Annotated in this window: 14 protein-coding genes and 1 pseudogene; 3 read left to right on the forward strand and 12 right to left on the reverse strand. The window is 71.9% G+C overall.

The features are described from left to right. Positions 1-458: 458 nt before the first annotated feature. Positions 459-665, forward strand: coding sequence for a hypothetical protein (locus tag ACZ51I_RS14025; protein WP_468875186.1), 207 nt, complete (start codon positions 459-461; stop codon positions 663-665). Here ACZ51I_RS14025 and ACZ51I_RS14030 read toward each other — a convergent pair. The 8 genes and pseudogenes from ACZ51I_RS14030 to ACZ51I_RS14065 form a co-directional block, all read right to left on the reverse strand. After that, a complete protein-coding gene (locus ACZ51I_RS14030) occupies positions 655-1,695 on the reverse strand; it encodes a vWA domain-containing protein (RefSeq protein ID WP_468875188.1) in 1,041 nt (346 codons plus the stop codon). The genes ACZ51I_RS14025 and ACZ51I_RS14030 overlap by 11 nt on opposite strands. Positions 1,696-1,770: 75 nt before the next feature. Beyond that, on the reverse strand, positions 1,771-2,625 hold the full coding sequence (locus ACZ51I_RS14035; protein WP_468875190.1) for an ABC transporter permease: 855 nt from the start codon (positions 2,623-2,625) through the stop codon (positions 1,771-1,773). Beyond that, positions 2,622-3,743 (reverse strand): ATP-binding cassette domain-containing protein, encoded by a 1,122-nt coding sequence (locus tag ACZ51I_RS14040; RefSeq protein ID WP_468875192.1) that lies wholly within the window; start codon positions 3,741-3,743, stop codon positions 2,622-2,624. Before ACZ51I_RS14040 ends, ACZ51I_RS14035 begins: the two co-directional genes overlap by 4 nt. Before the next feature lie 139 nt (positions 3,744-3,882). Continuing rightward, positions 3,883-4,038 (reverse strand): VenA family class IV lanthipeptide, encoded by a 156-nt coding sequence (locus ACZ51I_RS14045; RefSeq protein ID WP_351192239.1) that lies wholly within the window; start codon positions 4,036-4,038, stop codon positions 3,883-3,885. Between the two features lie 190 nt (positions 4,039-4,228). Next, positions 4,229-6,985, reverse strand: coding sequence for a class IV lanthionine synthetase LanL (lanL, locus tag ACZ51I_RS14050; protein ID WP_468875196.1), 2,757 nt, complete (start codon positions 6,983-6,985; stop codon positions 4,229-4,231). A 212-nt stretch (positions 6,986-7,197) separates the two neighbouring features. Beyond that, positions 7,198-8,691: an extracellular catalytic domain type 1 short-chain-length polyhydroxyalkanoate depolymerase gene (locus ACZ51I_RS14055; protein WP_468875199.1), complete on the reverse strand. Its 1,494-nt coding sequence runs from the start codon at positions 8,689-8,691 to the stop codon at positions 7,198-7,200. A 523-nt stretch (positions 8,692-9,214) separates the two neighbouring features. Continuing rightward, positions 9,215-9,302, reverse strand: a pseudogene (locus ACZ51I_RS14060). 37 nt (positions 9,303-9,339) lie between these two features. Further along, complete coding sequence (locus ACZ51I_RS14065; RefSeq protein ID WP_468875201.1) at positions 9,340-10,074, reverse strand: DUF7873 family protein; 735 nt, start codon at positions 10,072-10,074, stop codon at positions 9,340-9,342. 175 nt (positions 10,075-10,249) lie between these two features. On the opposite strand from ACZ51I_RS14065, the gene ACZ51I_RS14070 reads away from it, so the two are divergent. Together ACZ51I_RS14070 and ACZ51I_RS14075 are read left to right on the forward strand one after the other, a co-directional pair. Next, a complete protein-coding gene (locus tag ACZ51I_RS14070; protein ID WP_468875204.1) occupies positions 10,250-10,933 on the forward strand; it encodes a DUF4232 domain-containing protein in 684 nt (227 codons plus the stop codon). A gap of 94 nt (positions 10,934-11,027) precedes the next feature. After that, complete coding sequence (locus ACZ51I_RS14075; RefSeq protein WP_468875206.1) at positions 11,028-11,720, forward strand: class I SAM-dependent methyltransferase; 693 nt, start codon at positions 11,028-11,030, stop codon at positions 11,718-11,720. A gap of 34 nt (positions 11,721-11,754) precedes the next feature. Here ACZ51I_RS14075 and ACZ51I_RS14080 read toward each other — a convergent pair whose 3' ends face one another. From ACZ51I_RS14080 to ACZ51I_RS14095, 4 genes are all read right to left on the reverse strand, one after another. Beyond that, the gene (locus ACZ51I_RS14080; RefSeq protein ID WP_468875208.1) at positions 11,755-12,495 is read right to left on the reverse strand and encodes a VOC family protein; all 741 of its coding nucleotides are present in this window, start codon (positions 12,493-12,495) and stop codon (positions 11,755-11,757) included. A 102-nt stretch (positions 12,496-12,597) separates the two neighbouring features. Further along, on the reverse strand, positions 12,598-13,017 hold the full coding sequence (locus ACZ51I_RS14085) for an SRPBCC family protein (protein ID WP_468875211.1): 420 nt from the start codon (positions 13,015-13,017) through the stop codon (positions 12,598-12,600). Between the two features lie 25 nt (positions 13,018-13,042). After that, on the reverse strand, positions 13,043-13,999 hold the full coding sequence (gene bla, locus ACZ51I_RS14090; protein WP_468875214.1) for a class A beta-lactamase: 957 nt from the start codon (positions 13,997-13,999) through the stop codon (positions 13,043-13,045). Between the two features lie 111 nt (positions 14,000-14,110). Beyond that, positions 14,111-17,095 carry an NHLP bacteriocin export ABC transporter permease/ATPase subunit gene (locus tag ACZ51I_RS14095; protein ID WP_468875217.1) on the reverse strand — a complete coding sequence of 995 codons (2,985 nt, stop codon included), beginning with the start codon at positions 17,093-17,095 and terminating at the stop codon, positions 14,111-14,113.

Raw genomic sequence — 17,095 nt, forward strand, 5'->3', positions numbered from 1 at the left:
TGGAGTGCGACAGGGCTGTCACAGGCTTCGAAGATCACTTGCCGCTCCCTGAACGCGGAGGTGACACTCGCGGATCAGCGAGGCCGAAGAGGCAGAGTTCGCGTGTCCGAGAGCTGCGTCATCCTCGATATCGGCGGCGTGCTGCAGTTCACGCCGGAAACGGGAGGGGTGCGACGCTGGGAAGAGCGGCTGGGACTTCCGTTCGGCGCAGTGAACGGGCGGATGCGGGATATATGGACGGCCGGCGGTGTCGGGACCATCAGCGAGCAGGACGTGCACGAGCAGGTGTCGATACGTCTGGGTCTCGACGGCCCCCGCGCCGGGGATTTCATGGCCGATCTCTGGGAAGAATATCTGGGGACGCCCAACAACGAGCTCATCGACTATGCGCGCTCCGCGGAAAGTGCAGGCTGGAAATTCTGGGTAACAGTTTCGTCGGTACCCGGGAACGGGAGACGGTGCGCTATCAGTTCGACGAACTGGTCGAGCAGATCGTCTACTCCCACGAGATCGGCATCGAGAAACCGGACTCGCCGGCTTTCGATGCCGCATGCGCCGCTCTGGACGTGCGGCCGGAGAACGCGAGCAGGGCGCCGGCTTCTGGCCCGCCTCGAAGGGCGGGCCAGGCCTCGGTCGCTGTCGAGTGGCGGTTCGTCAGACCATGAGGAGGACTCGGGTCCGGGAGACGAGCTTCCGGTTGACACTGGTGCTCTGCACGAAGATCGTGAAGTCGTCGTTGTGGTCGGGCTTCACGCGCGTCTCCACGTCCGGCAGGCCCAGCAGGGCCCGGGCCTGTGGGCCCGTGTACACCCGGTCCGTCTTCTTCTCCAGGACCGCGATCTGCTTCCGTGCCTGGATCTTCTCCGGCTTGCTCAGCTGGTAGAACGCGCATCCCGTGCGGTAGGTGTGACCGGACTCGGTGACCCACTCCCGGATCGCCGCGTCACGCGCCACCGGAATCAGCTGGTACTCCGACGGATCCACCGGCGTGAGACCCGCCGCCTTGATGGTGTCCCTGTTGACCGCCTCCGCGCCCGTGGAGAACACCGCGCGTGATCCACGGATGCCCTGGGCCCGGCCCACCATGAACTTCTCCGTGGCCTCGCGGATGACCTGACCGGCCTCCTCCAGACCCCGCGTGCTCGTGGCGTCCCAGATGGCGATGTTCTCCTTCGGGAAGCCGCAGCTCATGGCCTCGCGCTTGCCCATCTGGTCCGGTACGAGAACGGCGAGGGTCCAGTTGTCCTCCTGGGCCTCGATCATCTCCGCCACCGCCTGCACCAGTTCACGCGCATTCCTGGTGGGGGCATCGGGGCAGCGGTGACTGGCGTTCTCCTGACCGTCGGTCAGGACGAATGTCAGGAAACTGTGGTCGCCGTACAACTGCGCGGTCTGCGCCAGCTCCCGCTGGGACTTCAGCGCGGCCGCCAACAGGGCCGTCATTCCGCCGACCCGGTACAGCTCCTTCAGCGAAGGCATCCGGAGGACGTCCTTGTCGTAGATGACGCACTCCACCTTGTCCGCGAAGACGTACACCGTGACGCGGGTCTCCTGGTCCAGTTCCCTCGACCGTCGGGCAAGATAGGCGATCTGCTGGTCCGCGACCTCCACGACCTTGCGGCTGAGATGCGACATGGACGAACTCGCGTCCAGGACAAGGGCGACGTGATTGATGTAATTCTGAGTTCCGGACAAGACAGCTTCCCCCTCTTTCCGACTGGATGCTCCTACCGTCTCATCCACCACTGACAATCGACTTCGGCCGACCGGTCAGTCAGGGCGGTTGAAGCGACGGGCTGCCCAGAGCAGCGCGATGCCGCCGGTGACCAGGAGGAGTGCCGCCTCGAGCGGCAAGGGCGGCTGCCGTCCGTCCCATTCGATGCCGGCGACCGCTGCCTGGTTCGGCACTCGGAGGGCGATGGTGCGGCGGAGGAGGTCGACCGCGTAGGCGAGCGGGTTGGCCCCGGACAGATTGCGGGCCCAGGCGGGCAGGGCCGTCAGCGGGAAGAAACCGCCCGAGAGGAACAGCAGCGGCATCATCACCAGGCCGAGCAGGGTGTGGAACGTCTCGGCCCTGCGCAGGCCCACCGCAAGGGCCAGCGCCAGCGCCGTGATGGTGAACGAGGCCAGGACCATGCCGGCGAGAAGCAGCAACAGGAGGCAGGGGTCGTAGGGCAGACCCGCCACGCCGGCCAGGCCGAGCAGGATCCCGCCCTGGACGGTGGCGGTCAGAGTGCCGCCTGCGCAACTTCCCAGGAGCAGGGTGGAGCGGTGGACAGGGGCCATGAGGAGCTCCCGCAGGTAGCCGCTCTCCCGGTCCGTGATCAGGCGGATGCCGACCATGATGGCGGGCGTCTGCACCGTCATCATCAGCATGCCGGGGAAGAGGTACGTCTGGTAGCCGACGCCCAGGGAGGACTGGGGGATGAGGGTGGCCAGTCCGCCTCCGAGGATGAAGAGGTAGAGCACGGGATGGAGCAGCATCAGCGCCGTGTGGGTGCGCTGCCCGGCCAGGCGCAGCAGGTCACGGTGGACCAGGGCGTGGACCGCGCGCAGTTCCCGCCGCAGTCGGGACGACCGCTCCCCGTCGTACGCGTCCGCCGAGCCCGAGGCGAAGGTCGTCATCGGTCGCCGCCACCCTCTGCCGTGGCCGTGGCCTCGTACAGGCTGGGACGTGTGGCCGCCGTCCGCCCGGGTTGCAGGGCGTCCAGGCTGCGCCCGGTGTGGTGGAAGAAGACGTCGTCGAGCGTGGGCGGGGTCGCGGAAGCGGCGTGCACCGCGATCCCGCGTGCCTCCAGTGCCGCGCACAGGCGCGGGATCCAGGCGCTGCCGCCCGAAACCCGCAAGCAGATGCCGCCCCCGTCGACCGTGACGGCACGGTCGGGCGGCGCGATGCGGCGCACGACCTCCTGAGCCGCGTCGTCGTCGCCCGTGCGCAGCAGGACCCAGTCGTCTCCGATCTCGGCCTTGAGCGCGAGGGGCGTGCCCTCGGCCACCAGATGGCCCCGGTCGATGATGGCGATCCGGTCACAGTTCTCGGCCTCGTCCAGGTAGTGGGTGGTGACGAACAGAGTGCTGCCGTGCCGCTCGCGCAGCGCCCGCAGCTGCTCCCAGACCTGGGCGCGGGCGTACGGGTCGAGTCCGGTGGTCGGTTCGTCCAGGAACAGCACGCTGGGGGCGTGCAGCAGCTGACGGGCGATCTCCAGACGGCGCCGCATGCCGCCGGACAGAGTGCGTACCGGGGAACGGCCCCGGTAGGTCAGGCCGGCCGCCTCGAGTACCTCGGCGGCGCGCCGGCGGGCTTGGCGACGCGGCAGCCCGTACAGGCGTGCGTGGATGTGGAGGTTCTGCTCGGCCGTCAGGTCCGGGTCCACGGCGCTGTGCTGGAAGAGCATCCCGACCCGCCGCCGTACGTCGTGGGGCTGGGCGACGACGTCGGCGCCGGCCACCACGGCGTGACCGGCGGTGGGGCGGGCCAGCGCGCACAGCATGGCGATGGTGGTGGATTTCCCGGCGCCGTTGGGGCCGAGAAAGGCGAACGTCTCACCTCGCCGCACGTCCAGGTCCAGGCCGCTCACGGCGTATGTGGTGGTGCCGTCCGGCCCGGGGTAGCCCTTCACCAGCCCCCGGGTGCTGATGGCGTACGCGGACTCCGGAGGGTGGGGCGAGGCGTGCGGGCCCGCGAGGGAGGTCGTTCTGAGGGCCGCTGGGGCGAGATCGTCGTCACCGGCGTGTGGTTGCATGTCGTCTGGTCCTCGTCTCCGGGTTCTCCGCGCGAGGCGCAGTCGGGGCCCGCCACGCTTCGGGCGCAGGGTGTTGTCCGGTTCCGGATCCGGCCGGCGGCTGCCCGGGACAGCCGCCGGCCGGATGGTGGTGCCTGTCCTAGGCGCAGCTGACGCCGATGCAGACGGTGTTGAGGAGGGTCAGGAGGCCGACGCACTCGCACGTCGCGGCGAACGGCGCCCCGTCAGCGCCGACCGGGTCGGTCTCCGGGAGGGCGTGGAGACGGGCCAGCAGTTCGAGGTCCTGGTTCTCCATGGTTTTCTCCTTCTTCTGTGAGGTGGCGGCAGCACTTTTCTGCCGCTCGGCCCGGCGCCGGACCATCCAGCACCGGGAGCCTGGGGTGCGTCTCCGCAGGGCGGAGACCGGGACGACGGCAAAAAGACGCGTCAGACCCGGGGGCCCGGTGTACTCGTGGGGGAGGGAAAGCTGTGGCCGTGCGTGGCACTCAACCCGGCTGCTGGACCATCCAGAGGCGCGGGCCGGTGTGGCGGAGCCGCAGGAGGAAGGCGAGGATGCCGGCGGACCCGTCGCTCCAGCTGGTCGAGACCTCCCCGTACTCGTTCGGGAAGACCACCTGGCCCCGGCGGCGGGCTCTCTCGGCCACGAGGAGAGCGGCCAGTTGCCCCGCCATGTCCCGGTAGACGGCATCTCCTGTGGCGTCGGCCAAGTCGAGGAGGAAGTCGCCGTTGCCCGCCAGCCCGTGGCACTGGGTGAGGGCGGCCCGGGAGGCACGTTCCGTGACGGCGTGCGCGCCGCGACGGGCGAGGTCGCCGAATCTGTCGTCCCCGGTGGCCTGCCACAGCCGGACGAGGAAGGAGCCGGTGCCCGCCGCGCCGTGACACCAGTACGGAGCCGTCGGCACGTCACCCGCCTGTGCGGGCCACTGCGCCGTTTCACCGATGCGTACGGCGGTGGCCACGAGGCCCTCGCCGACCTCCACGGCCAGTTCCCTGTGCCCGGGGCGCTGCGAGAGGCCCGCCGCGGCGAGGAGGAAGCAGCCGATGCCGGCCGTTCCGTGGGCGAAGCCGAGGTAGCGTTTGCCGCCCTCCGGGGAAGCGGCGTCGGCGGGCACCGCCCAGCCCACTCCGGCGGCGTCGCGCCTGGCGGCGGCGGTCAGCCGGTCGGCCGCCTCGACGACCAGCTCGGCGAAGCGCGTGTCCCCGGTGTGCTGCCACAGATGGAGGGCGGCGAGGCCACTGCCCGCGGTGCCGTGGGTGATGTCGTGGTGGGGCGTCACCTGCTGCTGCGCCAGTGCCAGGGCGAGCGCGTGGTCGGTGAGCCGACGGTCGTCGACGGCACGTCCGGCGTCGTACAGCGCCCAGGCGGTGCCGCGGCCGCCGAAGTGCAGGCCGGGACGCGGGGAGCGGAGAGCGGTACGGTCCGCGATCCACTGGCCCGCGGTCGCGAGCAGCTCGGGCAGGCGCGGGTCGCCCGTGAGCGAGAAGTACCGCGTCAGTACGGCCAGAACGCCGGCCGCGCCCTGCTGCACCGTGCAGGGATCACTCTCCCCTGCCAGCGTCGACACCGGCCACAACCGCCGGTCGTCCGCCGGAGTCATCGAGTCGATGAGGTGGTCCACGAGCCCGGCCACCACCCCGTCCCGCGCCCCGTCCTCCTCCGGCCGGGGGACGGCCGAGTCGATCACCTCGCCCCGAAGGAGGCCGGCCGAGCCCCTCACCTCGTCCCGCGCCCCGCCGTCCTCCACCGGTCGGGGAACCGCCGAGGTCCCCGCCCGAACCGACTCCGCCGTCCCCTTCAGCAGAGCCTCGCGTGCCCTGGACGGATCCCATCGCTCGGCGGGATCGTCCCGCATCAGCCCGAGGATCATGTCCACGACGCCGTCCGGCGGCCGAAGCGGTCGCGCGCACGCCGCGAGCCAGGCGGCGAGCCGCTGCTCAGCCGCCCTTCCGGCAGGCTCCTCCGGCAGCAGGTTAGGCACCTTCCCGGCCAGGACGAAGCACGCGGTGGCGCCGAGGCTGTAGTAGTCGGCCGTCGCGCACACCGGCGCGTCGTCCAGCCGCTCGGGGGCGCTGAACCCAGGCGTTCCCACGCGGGTCGGCAGGGCGGCCTCGTCCGCGAGGACCGCGAGCTCCAGATCGATGAGGCGCAGTGCGCCGTCCGGGCGGACCATCACATTGCCCGGCGTGAAGTCCCGCAGGACCAGCCCCCGGGCGTGCGCCGCCGCCACCAGGTCCACCAGCCGCGCCACCTGCGCCAGCGCGTCGGCACGGTAGCGCTCGCCCCCCACGTCGCGGAAGTGCTCGGCCACCCACGTACGCAACGTCACGCCCGGAACCTCGTCCTGGGCCAGGAACAGGTGCCCGCCGTGCTCGAACAGCGCCACCGCTTCCGGCGCCAGCCCCGTGCCCGCGAGCTGCTCCAGCGTCCTGGCCTCGGCCCGCAGCCAGTCCCGTACGTCACCGCCGGAGGCATCGCCCTCCACGTGCGGCCGGGCCTCCTTGATCACCACGCCCGCACCCGTACGGACATCGGTGCCCCGGTACACACCGCCCTTGTTCGTCTGCCGGATCGCCTCCCGTACCGCGAAGCGACCACCGACCACCACCGGACGACCCGTCGGGTCACCGCCGCTCGGCGCCACGGGCACCGAGGCGGGGAACGGACAGACGGCCCAGGAAGGCGGGGAGTACTGACCGGTGCGCCTGTCCTCCACGGGGTTGCCGTCGGGGTCCTCGATGAACCACACCAGCAGACCGTCGTCCGACAGCCTCCGCCGCCCCACGAAGGACCCGTAGCGGTAATGCACCAGACTGCGTGCGGCGTAGGGCTGGTCCGACAGGATCCGGGGCCCGGGAAGCCCCGCCGTGGCCTCGTGCAGATCCCGGGCGAGCGCGACCGCCTCGGCGTCGGAACGCGGGTAGACGGTGATGAACTTGCCCGAGCTTCCCCGCGGCGTCGCCCGGGAGTTGAGCGCGCTGACCTGCTCCGGCGACCGGGCGAACTTGAACGCCGACCGCTCCCGCAGCAGCACGCCGAGGGCCTTGGTGAGGACCGCCGGCGCGGAAGCGGCCGTGGCCGACAGGTGCAGCTTCCACCCCTGTGCGCGCCGCGTCCCCGCCAGCGGCGCGACCCGGCACCACATCTCGTCGGCCTCGACCACCCACCGCGCACCCGTACCCGTGGCGTGCAGCGATCGGCGGAGGAGGTCCTCCCACTCGACTTCGGTAGCGTGGCTCGTCATTGCGTGTCCCTCTCAACGGTGAGAACCGCTGACGGGAACGTGCCCGATGCCATGAACAGACCAACACGCAGCCCTCCGGATTCACTTCATCCAGCGAGCGCACGACGTCCTACCTCCTGAAGAGGCGCGCCCGGCGCAGTCGGCGGCGCGTATTCGCTCATCCGAAGACGCCGCCGTTCACGCTGCCCGAACCCCTCAGATCCTCTGCACGGTCACGCCGGGCAGCCGGAATCCGCCACGACGTAGTAGCCGGGCGCGGTCTGCTGGAGCGTGTGCGTGGTGAACGTGTTCCAGAGCCCCATGGCCTGACCGGAACCCGTGGCGTAGGTGAGTCCACCGCTCTGGTAGGCGCGGCCGGCGACGGTGTGGTCGTAGTTGCTGGCCGTGTGGCACGTGGGCGTGTACCCGCTCGTGGTCGCGGTCACGGCCGCCGAGACCGCGCCCGCCGCGCCCGAGGCGTCGACGGCCGCGACCGTGTAGCCGTACGCCGTGCCGGTGGCCAGGCCGGTGTCGGTGAAGGCGGTCGAGGAGGTGGTGCCCACCTTCGTACCGTCGCGGTAGACGTGGTACGAGGCCGCCCCGGCCACCGCGTTCCAGCTCAGGGACGCCGTGGTGCCGGTGACCGAGGCGACCGCGAGGCCGGTGGGGGCGGGCAGGGGTCCGGGGCCGGGTTCCTGCCCGGCACGGTCGAGTCCCCAGAAGCGGGCGGTGTGGTAGCTGGAGCAGATGGTGTCCAGGTAGTACGTGCCGGTGCTGCCGCACTGTTCCGGGCCGCTGCCCGGGTCGACCGCGAGGCCGTGGGCCATGCCGGAGACGGAGTAGACCCGCACGGCGGGCGTGCCTGAGGCGTCGTCGTACTCGCTCAGGGTGGTGCCCCCGCTCAGGCTCTGGGTGCGGGAGGGCGTCTGGCCGATGCCCCAGACGTTCGTCCACTGGTCGCGCAGTTCGGTGGCGTTGGCCGGTGTGACGGTCGTGTCGGCGGTGCCCTGCCAGATCGCGACCCGGGGCCAGGACGTCGTGCCGGCGGGAGCGGCCGAGCGCACCAGGGCACCCCATTGCGCGGGACTCTTGTCCGGCGGGCTGTACATGCAGGTGTACGCCGTGGACACGCTGTTCGCGCAGAACGCGGGCAGCCCGGACGCGATGGAGCCGCCCGCGAAGACGTCGGGGTACGCGGCGAGCAGGTTCGCGGTCATGCCGGCGCCGGCGGACAGACCGGTGACGTACACCCGCCGGGTGTCGCTGCCGTACTGGGCGACGGCCTTGTCGACCATCTGCTTGATCGACAGCGCCTCGCCCTGACCGCGCGCGCTGTCGCCCGGCTCGAACCAGTTGAAGCAGGAGTTGGCGTTGTTGCCGCTGCTCGTCTGGGGGAAGACCAGCGCGAAGCCGTAACGGTCGGCGAAGGTCGGCCAGCCGGAGTGCGCGTAGTAGTCGCTCGCGCTCTGCGTGCAGCCGTGCAGGGCGACCACGAGCGGCGCGCCCGAGGGCAGGGCCTCGGGGGCGTACGCGTACATGGACAGGTTGCCGGGGTTGGAACCGAAACCGGTGACCTGGGTCAGACCGGCGGCGGACGCCGGCGGCCCCGCGGCGACCAGGCCGCCGGTCAGGGCGAGCGCCGCGGCGGCGACGGCGACCCAGCGACGAATGCCTCCGCCGAGGCGTCGGCCTGTCGCGAAGCGGAACGGAGGGTGCGAATGTCCCATGACGACTGCCTCCTGTCGTGGCGAAACACGGGGTGCACCGGCGCCGCTCGGGGACCGCGGCGGACGGTGTGGCGTGCATCATGGAGGCGCCCGGACCGCCGCTGACATGGGCGGGCCACCCAGGCTTGGCCGGGCCCCTGTGTGACCTCGATCCATGGCCGCCCGTGAGACGGCCTGCCTTCCGGCGCCCGAGGACGGGCCGGGGCCGAAGAACGAAGGGGGGCGGCAGCGGGGTCCGGGGAAAAGGAGCGGGTCCGGGGGCGTAGCCTGCCCCCGGACCCTGACGGTGCCGCTCACATCACACGCCGGCACACTTGAGGACCCGGGTCATTCGTCATTGCGTCGCGTCCTGCCTTTGGACCACCGCCGATCGAGCTCGGCGGACCAGATTCGAACTGGCATCTCGACGCACAGGGCCCGGGCCCGGTCGATCCGGCGATGAGCGGCGCATGCTGAGTCTGGAGCAATAGTCTGAGATTGACCGCGGTCTGCCTCTGCCACGTTGGGCCATCCCGGCGGGAAGTGCCGGGAGGAGGACTCGAACCTCCACTGGAACCGCGGATGTCACGACAAGGCTCAGCTTCAGCTTTGCGCTCCTCGCGCACCCCGGCCGTGTTCTGTACGGCCGGGGAGTCTGTGGTGTCCCGGCTACCCGAAGAGGTAGCCGAAGACGGCGTCGCCGACCCGCTGGTCGGTGACCTCGGCGCTGTTCGCCTCCTCACGGGCGAACTTCACCGCCTGCTGGAGCTTCTCCACCCGCTCCAGAAGCTCGTTGACCCGGCGGGCCGGCAGCGCGCCCGAGAACTTCACCGTGGTCCAGTAACCGACGGGCACGTCCTCGTAGTACACCTCGACCTGAGCCGGGTGCTTGTCCGTCGCCTCCGCCTTGACGTGGTTGCGCGGCACCTTCTTCGTCCGGACCGTCCGCACGACCTCGGTCTTCCACGCGTCGGTCGACGGGTCCTGCGTCCACGACTCCGCCGCGTCAAGGACCGGAAGCTTGCGGACGAAGGTGTTGATGTCCGTCAGCTGCTTCTCCAGGAACAGCAGGTACGCCACGGGCACCTGCGCCACGAGCACACGCCCGTCGACCGTGACGTCCGCACGCGCCTCGCAGTTCGCCCAGTCCTTGGTGGCCGTCACATCGAACAGCCGGGTGAGCGCCCGCGCGGTGTCGCGCAGCACGTCCTCGGCCTTCACCTGCACCAGCGTGGACTCGGGCGGCAGTTGCTCGCCCTCCTCGTCCTTCGGCTGGTAGGTACGGGAGATGCCGGCGAGCAACGCGGGCTTCTGGAGGCCGTGATGCGCCGCCGTCAGGTCCTGATGCGCTCGGGACTTGACGCCCTTCTCCACTGCGATGATCTGATTGAGTTTCGTTGCCACGTCGCAGACCCTAGACGGTGGGGCGACCGCCGATCGAGTGAATTTCCCGCGCGGGACCGCCGGGGTGAACCGTGGTGAATTCGGCAAGCGACCGTCACAGAACCGTGAAGCGGACGCGCGAACCTGATCTCCACCACAGCGCGGTTCGAGCGCTGTCATCGGGGGGAGTACCGCCATGAGTTCCGTTCGCAGAGCCGCCTTCGTCCTCGTCGCCGTGTCCGCGCTGGCACTGACCGCCTGCGGGCCGTCCGACGACGGCGTGGCCGGCGGCGGCGAGACGCCGACCGCGACACCCCCCGTCTCCACCTCTCCGGCGACGCCGGTCACGCCCGCGAAGCCCGCCGCGCCGTCGAAGCCCGCCACCGCCTCGAAGCCGGCCACCCCGTCCAAGCCGTCGAAGCCGTCCCCGCCCGCGAAGCCGGGCTCGCCGTCGACCGATCCGGACTACGACGTCTTCCCCTGCAGCACGTACGACGTGACGTTCACGGCGAGTCCGGCCGAGGCCACCACCAGCAGCTACCTCCTGAAGATCACCAACAGGAGCGGCAAGCCCTGCCGGGTGCTCGGCCACCCCGTCGTGACCTTCGGCGACCTGGACGGGCACGCGACGGAGCGAGGCGCCGCCCCCGGCATCGAGGACGCCATCCGGCTCGCCCCGGGCGAGTCCGCCTACGCGGGACTCATGGGCGGCCTGAAGGGCGCCAAGAGCAAGACGGTCTCCTCCATCGCGATGACCATGAACACCGAGTCCGACCTGGAGCAGGTGCCGCTCAAGGCCTCGACGCCGGGCCTGAACGTCTCGGAGGCCAACTCCGTCACCGCGTGGATGGACAACGCCGAGGACGCGCTCACCCTGTAGCCCCGCCTCCTCCACGGCCGACGATGCGGGCGGCGACTTGCCGGTCCGGCAACACCAGTGGCGGGACCGGGACCCGGTGGGCGACGGTGGGCGCGTGACTGACGACATCGCGGCGGGACGGCCCGCCTCCCACGCCCCTTCGCCCGCCGACGGATCCAGCGGATACGCCGGAGATCCCGCGGTGCGGGCGAAGTGGGACGACGTGTACGCCGAACGGGAACAAGTGTGGAGCGGCCGGCCCAACGGCGCGCTCGTCGCCGAGGTCGCTCGGCTCACCCCCGGCCGGGTGCTCGACGTCGGCTGCGGCGAGGGCGCCGACGCCGTCTGGCTCGCGCACCGCGGCTGGGACGTGACCGCGCTCGAGGTCTCGGGCGTGGCGCTGGAGCGGGCGGCCGGCCACGCGCGGGACGCCGGCGTCACCGTGCGCTGGGTCCACGCCGCTCTGACGGAGGCGGCGCTGCCGCCGGCCTCCTTCGACCTGGTGTCCGCGCAGTACCCGGCACTGCTCCGTACGCCAGACGCCGCGGCCGAACGCGCGCTGCTCTCGGCCGTCGCGGTCGGCGGAGTGCTCCTCCTCGTCCACCACGCGGGGATGGACACCCGTACGGCGGACGAGAGCGGCGGCTTCGACCCGGCGGACTACGTCTGGCCCTCCATGGTCACGGCGCTGCTCGACGACGACTGGGTCGTCGAGGTGGACGAGCGACGGCCGCGCGAGACACCCGAAGGAGGCGCCGGCGCGCACCACACCGAGGACCTCGTGCTCCGCGCACGCCGACTGCGCTGACGCGCACGCGCCGGGGCGTCGTCCGGGCCGCGGGTCAGGACGACCGGACGAGGAGGCAGAACTCGTGGCCCTCCGGGTCGGCCAGGCACGTCCACGGGACGTCGCCCTGGCCGACGTCGAGGTCGGTGGCGCCGAGGGCCCGCAGCCGGGCGACCTCCGCCTCCTGATCGTCGTCGGGGTACCGCAGCAGGTCGAGATGGACGCGGTCCGGCACGGTCTTCACACCGGCACGGAGGAACTCGAGGTACGGGCCGGCGCCCTTGGCGGAGCGCAGCACCGCGCGATCGTCGGTCACCTCGTGGAGGGTCCAGTCGAGGGCCCCGTCCCAGAACCGTGCCATGGCCCGCGGATCGGCGCAGTCGACCACCACCGCGGCGATCGGCCCGGTGTCCCGATAGATCTCCCGGGGCTCCAGCACGCAGAACTCGTTGCCCTCCGGATCGGCGAGCACCGTCCACGGCACCTCGCCCTGCCCCACGTCGGCGGGTGTCGCACCGAGAGCCTTGAGGCGCGCGACCAACTCCGCCTGATGGACCGCGGACGTGGTGGCGAGATCGAGGTGGACGCGGTTCTTCGTCGCCGTCTTGGGTTCGGGGACGGCGACGACGTCCACGCAGATCGTGAGCGGGTCCAGCCAGTCGAAGCCGGCGGGCCGGACGCTCGTCTCGCCCGCTTCGCGGCTGGAGGCGTCCCAGCCGAGCGCCTCCGCCCAGAACCGGCCGACCACCGAATCGTCGAGCGCCTTGATGTTCACCAGGACAGGTCGCAGTGCCATGCGGGCGATCCTATGCACCGGGCCGGGCGGCCCGCGCGGAGGAAGGGCGGTCGCTCACGGGCGACCGCCCTCACCGTTCGTGCGCCGGCCGGCGCGTGCGCGTCAGGAGTTCCCGGCGGATTCCAGCAACGCCTTGAGCCGGGCCAGGTCGGCGGTGACCGTGGCCGCGTCACGCTCGAGGTCGGCGTCGCTCATCCCCGGCTGTCGGCGGAGGGTGAACACCACCTCGCTTCCCGCGCCGTCGGCGATCACACGGACCGGGTTGTAGACCGTCTCCCCGGAGGGGAGCGTGACGTGGTGGTCGAGGACACCCAGCTCGTTGCGCGGCGCGAAGGCGACCGTGACGCGCCCCAGGGGTGCGGACTCCGCGACCCACTGGTCTCCGACCCTCTCGACGGATTCCCCCAGACCATGAGCCCAGGCGGGCAAGTTGGCCGGATCCGACGCGTAGGCGTAGACCTCGTCGACGGCGCGGTCGACGTAGACGCTGAGGTGGAGTGATTCCTTACGGGTGCTGGTCATGCCTCGACGGTAGTGGGCCGACCGGTCACCGCGCCGGGAACGCGTCTCCGTCCCGTACGGCCCCTCGACCGAGTTCATCCGCCAGCAGTGCGGCCGTCCTGGCCACCAGCGTGTTGTCGGTCGGGGCGTCCTCCTCCGGCTGGGTGGAGAGGACGGCGAGGACGACCGGTGTGCCGTCCGGCCGCCAGGCGACGCCCACGTCGTTGGCGCCGCCGTGGCGCGGGGAGCCGGTCTTGTCGGCGAGGAGCCAGTCGGCGGGCAGGCCGCGGCGGAACTTCTCGGTGCTCGTGGTGTTGCGGAGCATCCAGTCGGTGAGCCGCGCGCGGTCGTGGGGCTCCAGCACGTCGCCGAGCACGAGGCGGGCGTGGTCGAGGCCGATGGCGTACGGGGTGGTGGTGTCGGTGAGCCGCCAGGGCTCCGCCGAGTTGAGCTCGGGCTCCCACCGGTCGAGCCGGGTGACGTGGTCCCCGATCGAGCGACAGAAGCGGGTGATTCCGGTGGGGCCGCCCAGCTCCTTGAGGAGCAGATTGCCTGCGGTGTTGTCGCTGAAGCGGACGGTGGCGTCGCAGAGTTCGGCGATGGTCATGCCGCCCGAGACGCTCTTGGCCAGCCCGGCGACCGGCGAGATGCCCGACCTGTCGACGTACGCCTGGGTGTAGTGGACGCGCCGGGCGAGGAACTCCCCGTCGCGGTCGAGGTCGCGCAGCACGGCCGCGACGGCGAGCGTCTTGAACACCGAGGCGATGGGGAAGCGCTCGTGTGCCCGGTACGCCACCGTCCTCCCGGTGCGCATGTCACGGGCGAACACGCCCAGCCGTGCGGTGTGTTCCCGCTCCAGGCGCCTGAGCCGGGCGACGATTCCGCCCGTCTCCGGTAACGCCTGCGCGGTTCCACCGCCCGCGGCGAGCGCGGCCGTGAGTGCCGTGCCGACACCCAGGGCGAGGGTGGTACGGCGGGACGGTCCTGGTCCGTCGGAGTACACGGTGCTTCCTTCCGTGGCGATCACTGTCGTACGTGTTACACGCCCCGACAGCCCGTCCGGTTTCGCCACACGGGAGCCGGGCGTCGCTCGCACGGATCTCGAGCGGAAGCATCAGCCCAGTTGCCGCCGGACCAGCTCGTGGAACAGTCCGGTCGTGTCGGCGAGGAGTTCGGCGGGCGTGCCCTCCTGCACGACGCGCCCGTCCGCCAGGGCGATCACCCGGTCCGCGTCCATGATCGTGGAGAGGCGGTGGGCGATCACGACACGGGTCGCGTTCAGGGCGCGGGTCGACTCGATGACGGTCCGCTGCGCCTCGTTGTCCAGGGCGCTGGTCGCCTCGTCGAAGAAGAGGATGCGAGGCCTGCGGATGAGCGCCTGGGCGATCATCAGCCGCTGGCGCTGGCCGCCCGAGACGGTGCCCCCGCCGTCGGAGAGCATCGTGTGCATGCCCATGGGCATGGCCTTGATGTCCTCGGCCAGTCCCGCCATCGCGGCGGCCGCCCACGCGTCCTCCAGCGGATACGTACCGGCGCCGCGGATGCAGTCGAGGACGGAGCCGGAGAAGGGCTGGGCGTTCTGAAGCACGACGCCGCACTGGCGGCGCACGGCCGCCTGGTCGAGAGCCGCCAGGTCCTGCCCGTCGTACCGCACGGTGCCGGAGACGGGGCGGTCGAAGCCGATGAGCAGCCGCAGGAGGGTCGACTTCCCGCAGCCGCTGGCCCCGACGATCGCGACGAACTCGCCCGGCCGCACCCGCAGACTCACCCCGTCGAGGACGAGGGGGCCGTCCTCCGTGTACCGGTACGACAGGTTCTCGGCCTCGATCGCCCCGGTCAGTTCACCCGGCCGGGCGCTGGAGCCGCGGACCTCGGGCGTCTCCCGGAGGACCGGCCTGATCTGTTCGAACATGGGCTGTACGGCGGCGGCCGAGAGGAGCGCGCCGGTCAGCTGCGTGACCGAGGACAGCATCATCGTGACGGCGGTGCTGAAGGTCAGGAACTCGCTCGCGGACAGGGTGCCGCGCGCCGGCCCGGCCAGGAGCGCGAACATCACGAGCGTGCACAGCGGCAGACAGACCGCGCCGAGGACCGCGAGGACGTTCTTGATCCGTCCGACGCGCCGGTGCAGCTCGCGGGTCCGGGCGAACTGTCCCGCCCATGCGGCGTACGCGAAGCTCTCGGCCGCCGCGACGCGCAGCTTGGGCAGACCGCGCAAGGTCTGGAAGGCCTGGTTGTCGAGCTTGTTGCCGAGCCGGATCAACTGGCGCTGGTACCGCAGCTGCCAGAGCCCGAGCCCCAGGAAGACCGCGGCCGTCGCGAGCAGCAGGGCGAACGCGACGAGGGCCAGGGGCACGCTGTACACCAGGAGGAGCACCAGGTTGACCGTGCCCACGGTGCCCGCCTGGACGACCACGGGGCCGATGCCGGACATCACGCGCCGGATGGCGCTGATGCCCATGGCGGCACCGGCCAGTTCGCCGGTCGAACGCCCGGCGAAGAACGTCGTCGGCAGGCGCAGCAGCCGGTCCCAGACGGCGGGCTGGAGGGTGGCCTCGATGCGGCCCTCCATGCGGAGGATCGCGGTGTTCTGGAGCAGCATGAACGCGGCCGACACGACGCTGGTGGCGGCGATCGCGAAGCCGGCCTGGACGATGAGCCCGGTCTCCGCCGCGGGTACGTACGCCCCGAGCACCTTGCCGGTGGCGACGGGTACGAGCGCACCCAGAGCGACCGCGACGAGCCCGCCGAGGAGAAGGTCGCGGAGTTCCGCCCGGGTGCCCCGGACACTGAACCGGAGCAGCCGCAGCAGGCCCAGCGGCCGGTCGGGGAGCGGCCGGTAGAACATGACGGCGCGTGGCGCGAACGCCGCCGCACCGGTCCGGCCCAGGCGCTCCCGCTGACCGGTGGCGGGGTCGAACGCCACGTACCGGCCGCGCCGCCACAGCAGGGCGACAGGTGTTCCGTCCGTCCGGTGGCCCACGAGCGGGCCGCTGTCCTCCCGCCACCAGCGGTCGCCGAGCCGGACGCCGCGGGTGCGGATCCGGGAGGCGAGCGCGATGCGCTCGACGGGGTCGGGGTGCCCGGGGTCCGCGCCGGTGTCGGCCGGTTCGGCGAGGGTGATGCGCGCCTCGTCGGCGACGGCTCGGCAGACGGCGTAGGTCGCGTCGTCGGCGCGGTCGCGCGGGGTGCCGCCGGGGCGGTCGCCGGGCCGGCCGATGGAGGCGAGCAGGGCGCGGTCGGCCCGCGTGCGGGCGGCCCGGCCGGCCTCGATGCCCGCGGCCGCGCGGTCCTCGTGGTCGCGTTCGAGCTGCTCGATCCAGCCGTCGAGGGCGTGGAGCAGCCGGTACTGCTGGTCGACCATGCCCTGCCAGGTCGTGGGGTCGAGAAGCAGGGCGGCGGACCCGGGACCCTGGGACGTCGCGTGGCCGTGAGGGCTCCCGTAACCCTGATCGCTCTCGTACGCCGCTCCGTACGCGACGCTGCCGGGGGTGATCCGCATCCAGAGGACGTCGTCGTCGGCCGCGCCGGGGGCGTCGCCGGGGCTGCCGTCCAGGGCCGCCTGGTACAGGACGCGCAGCCCGCGCCCGATGCCGAGGGCGAAGGCGTGCTCCAGGGGGCTGAGGGGAACCTCGGCCGGCATGCCGTACGCGCTCTGGTCCTCGTACCACTGCCCCTCGTACCACTGACCGTCGTACCACTGGCCCTCCTGCCAGCGGCGGCTGCCGGACGCCTGCTGCCCGTACCCCTGATCGACGGGCTGCGGCAGCTCGCGCAGCTCGACGCGGCGCAGGAGGCAGCCCTGCCCGGGGCGGCCGATGAGGGTGTGCGCGGGGCCGTCGACCGGGCCGAGCAGCAGCGCGCCCGTTTCGAGGCGGCCGAGGAAGTGCCAAGGCCCGAGTCGTGCCGCGTCGACGGCGAACAGGTCGAGCGCGCCCTCGACGACGAGCCAGAGCACGTGCGGGCCTTCGAGGGGGAGGCTGCGCAGCCCGGCGCAGTCGACCGCGGTGCCGAGGGCGCCCAGGGCCGCGACGACCGGATCCGGGGCGCCGCCGTGCCGTGCGCCCGTGAGGTCGGCGGGCGGGTGGGGGAGGTTCAC

The sequence above is a fragment of the Streptomyces sp. NPDC034084 genome, assembly GCF_055575535.1.